The organism is Acinetobacter sp., assembly GCF_041919735.1.
Lineage (GTDB): Bacteria > Pseudomonadota > Gammaproteobacteria > Pseudomonadales > Moraxellaceae > Acinetobacter.
This window is the reverse complement of sequence record NZ_JAYRTF010000047.1, coordinates 1-3,961: the sequence shown is the minus strand read 5'-3', so window position 1 is coordinate 3,961 and position 3,961 is coordinate 1. Positions and strand designations below refer to the sequence as shown.

Annotated in this window: 5 protein-coding genes; 4 read left to right on the top strand and 1 reads right to left on the bottom strand. The window is 47.7% G+C overall.

The annotated features are described in order from the left end of the window. Nucleotides 1-286 precede the first annotated feature (286 nt). From ACE3T3_RS15770 to ACE3T3_RS15755, 4 genes are all read left to right on the top strand, one after another. Nucleotides 287-595 (top strand): cyclic-phosphate processing receiver domain-containing protein, encoded by a 309-nt coding sequence (locus ACE3T3_RS15770; RefSeq protein WP_374668596.1) that lies wholly within the window; start codon nt 287-289, stop codon nt 593-595. Nucleotides 596-714: 119 nt separating this feature from the next. Beyond that, nucleotides 715-1,233, top strand: coding sequence for an exonuclease domain-containing protein (locus tag ACE3T3_RS15765; protein ID WP_374668594.1), 519 nt, complete (start codon nt 715-717; stop codon nt 1,231-1,233). Between the two features lie 113 nt (nt 1,234-1,346). Continuing rightward, entirely contained in the window at nt 1,347-2,156 is an 810-nt protein-coding gene (locus ACE3T3_RS15760) for a hypothetical protein (RefSeq protein ID WP_374668592.1), read from the top strand. 183 nt (nt 2,157-2,339) lie between these two features. Then, the gene (locus ACE3T3_RS15755) at nt 2,340-2,762 is read left to right on the top strand and encodes an HAD domain-containing protein (RefSeq protein ID WP_374668590.1); all 423 of its coding nucleotides are present in this window, start codon (nt 2,340-2,342) and stop codon (nt 2,760-2,762) included. Between the two features lie 32 nt (nt 2,763-2,794). Here the strand turns inward: ACE3T3_RS15755 and ACE3T3_RS15750 are convergent, their stop codons facing one another. Continuing rightward, the gene (locus tag ACE3T3_RS15750; protein WP_374668588.1) at nt 2,795-3,796 is read right to left on the bottom strand and encodes a hypothetical protein; all 1,002 of its coding nucleotides are present in this window, start codon (nt 3,794-3,796) and stop codon (nt 2,795-2,797) included. Between the last annotated feature and the right edge of the window lie 165 nt (nt 3,797-3,961).

The window sequence follows — 3,961 nt, the reverse complement described above, 5'->3', positions numbered from 1 at the left end:
CACAGCGCGGTGGCCAGCCAGCTTTTGCCAGCGCCGCTGGTGGTGCCCAGCACCATGACGCAGCGGGCGGGGCGGGTGTTTGCGGTGTAGTTGGTGATTGTTGCCATGGGCGCAACGATACCCGCTGCGCACAAGGTTCTTTCGCCATCAGGCTCTCTGTTACGTTGCGACGCAGCCATGGTAACGACACCTTTTGTCGCAGCACTGAAGACAATGTTTCCTGCATTCCCCTTCCACGCTGGAGCCAGCCCAGTCCAGACTGGGCCCAGCAGAAACGGAGCGAACCATGTGGCTACTGATTGACGACGTGCGCGACCTCAACACCGACGCCATTGCCCGCACGCCCGAAGCGGGCCAGCGCCTGCTGGCCAGTGGCCCCTGGGCCTGCCTGTGCCTGGACCATGACCTGGGCGCTGAAAAAACAGGCCTGGACGTGCTGCACTGGGCCATAGGGCACGACTGCCTGCCCCAGCGTGTGCAACTCGTCACCACCAACCTGACGGCCCGCAGCAAAATGGCCGCCGCGCTGCATGCTGCCGGATACAACAGTGCAGACGGTCTGAACTTCAAACACACCGATGGCGTGAACTCTTAACCCCTTTCAGATAAACCACACCACACCCCCATCCAACGCTGACTGCGCAACTCACTGGCTACGATGTTGGGGCGGCATGCACCAGACGCTTGCCCCACACCCCACCACCCGAAACACCCATGCGACTGATCATTCTTGACACCGAAACCACGGGCCTATCACCTGCTGAAGGCCGCATTGTGGAAATCGCCGCAGTAGAAATGCTGGACGGCAAGCTAACCGGACGAGAGTTCCACCACTTGCTGAACCCCGAACACCCTATTTCTGAGTACATTACAGAAATCATCGGAATCAACGACGCCATGGTGGCAGGCAAACCCACATTTGCGGATATTTCCCAAGCCTTCATCGATTTCGTTGGCAACGACAAATTGGTAGTTCACAATGCAGAATTTGACAGAGCATTTCTTGATTTCGAGTTCTTCAATATTGACCTAGATTGGCCTCATTTATCGAAACCAGAATTATGGATTGATACCCTTGCTTATTTCAAAGAGAAGCACCCAGGCGAGCGATGCAGCCTGAATTCACTGTGTGAGCGCTATCAAATTCAAGAGCCTGAAGGTACGAATTTGGATACGCTGCGCGATGCAAAAATTTTGGGGGAACTTTACTTTAAATTTTCAACATCGCAATAATTTAAATCAAAACAAAAAAATCAATAACTATTCAATTAATAAAAAACACAAATCAACCATCACGACATCCCTCAAATAAATTCAAAAATATCTCAACAGACCACAGAGTAATCATGCCAAAAAATTTCAAAGAATTTAATTATCTAGAAAAAGTATCATTTTTATCGTATTATTTTCAATACCTGCACAAAACCTCTTCCGGGGATGGTCACTCAGAATTATTAGAATTATTAAACCCAATCTCGGGCAAATTATTGCATTGGAGCGATTTGAGAAACTACATTCTCGAAGATCTCATTCGAAAAAATAACTGCGACCTACTAACTACAGCCTTAAGAACAGAGGCTTGGCTCAGAACAAAAAATTCAGACACAATCAACATTCAAGACTCAGAACAAAAGCTAATAAAAATATGCAGCAGATATGAAAACTCCATCAAAATTTTAGAAGATAATCACAAACCCACTCGCAAAGAGAAATGCATTCAACTAGTAAGAATTTTTTGGTTAATGAGCGAGGGAGTAATAACCCATCACAGCCGTGCAATCGAATTTATTTTTCCCAACACCGAGATTTATCTTGGAAAAACAGACGCAGCGCCTAGCGCAGGGGCGCACCCAGAGCACGTTGTCCCATGTGCATTCATTCGTGATTTATTTTTGAATTATTTTGAATCTCGGAAACTGGTTGTTGAATACGTGGAGGATGATTCCTACGCAGAGGATCTCGCAAGAATTTTGGATCGAATTATTGGCGTGGTACACATCTCTCAAGATCAGAAAAAAGTTTTAGATGCGAACGGAGAAAATTCGATGAAAATCAAAATGCCGGAAAATTGGAACCCATTGACAGGCGATATTTTTGCACGTCTTACCACGCACGGATGGAATGTAACAACCCCGGAATCACTTCGCCGATGGTGAATTTTCTTTTTTTGGATTTCGACGGGGTGCTACACCCCCAATACGATGGCGAGCCGACGCCCAAAGAGGTCTGCTTCTGCCATCTACCTAGCAGGCTGCTGAAATGCTGGTTTGCCCATCGGCAGCCAAGAACATCGACCGCGTAAAACGGCCTACAAGCGATTATTTCGAACCCGGTAAGGGGTGAGGTACCCTCAAAGTCGTCATTTTTTGAGTTCTCCAGCAGTATTTCAGCAGCCTGCTAGGTTTGAAGCAGTGATGCGTCGGCACCCAGGCGTGCAAATCGTTATCAGCTCGACCTGGCGCCAGCAATTTGGCATGCTGCAGCTACGCGCCTTCTTTTCTGCGGATATTGCGCACCGCATCGTGGGGACTACGCCCACGTATCCAGCAGACGGGCTACCGAGGATGCACATACGGGAATGGGAAATCCTGGAGTGGCTGCAACAACACCACGCGAGCAATAGGCCGTGGGTTGCACTGGACGATTCGCAGGGTGACTTTCGAGACTACAGGCATCGGGTGGTCTTTTGCCAGCCCTGGGAGGGGCTGAGCGAACACCGAGCCGTTCAGCTGAACAAGGCGCTGCAGGGCGCCGGGCTTTAAAATTTATTTCTCGACCATGGAGCTCATGGTTTTCAGATAGCCAAAAGAACCGAAATCGAATTAATCTTATCAGACGTAGCTTGCACATCAACCAAGCCATCATTCTGCAAAGCCATATAACTTTGAGCCAACGTCGCAAGCACAACATCTTTTTCAGTGCCTACACAGCGAGGGCGAACAATCTCTAAACCCAATTGCTTACTAATGGCGAAAACCTTGTCTTGCCAATAAGCAAGCCACTTCCTGCGCTCCTCTAATTTTTCGATTTGCAGCATGAAACTGAGTTGGTGCTTCTCATCGATGCGCAGAAATAAAATCCCGCCATCAACCACCTGATGCCCCATATCGAAAAATTCGTGGCTTGTACGGGCAATGAGATCTACGAAACGCCCACGGCGGCCATTGCCAAAGCGCATATACAAATCATGGCAATAATCGACCCACTGCGTCCACTTCCACACAGCTGGCGGCATACGAAGGAAACCTTGCGCCTCGTTCTCTAACTGCAGTAGGTATTTCTTAAAATCAGAATACGTATCGCTTTCCACCTCTGCCCGCACACCAACGGGACTGGAGAACAAACGAAGCAAATCACGACGATCAATCAGTGGAAATCCTTGATCCGCCAGACTTCGAATGTCATCTACCCCATCTCGGCAATCATAAGTAAATGCACAAACCCGACTGGATGGAATGTTGTAATCTCCAGCAATTTCGGAAAAATTTTTCCGAATTTCATCGAGCGTATGTTCATATAGATTTCCACCATTAATCGCCAGCGCGATGTTGTCATTCAGAATAAACCACAAACTACATTCACTATCCAGCACACAAGCAACATCAGTCACTATATCAATTTTCAAATCCAATTGAAAATTATTTCTAGAGCACACCAACGCCAGAAACGATTTTGCGGACGCGTGCAAATTGGGCTTAATGTTTTTATTCGATTCAATCGCCCATTTCAAAAACCAACGCAAAAAACTTTCCTCTGGCAGACAAGAATATTCAGACGTAAAAAAATTTGGAACCATACCGATTCCCTATTCGGGGTAAATTTTTCAAGAATGCTTTCCTTACGATTCAATCGCCGTTTTCCGGATATTTCTGACAGCCTCCCCAAACCCTCTGAGCCACCATTCCAACATGGCGCTATACACCACCGTGGCCGATATCTGCATCCATTCAGCGTTAAGCAC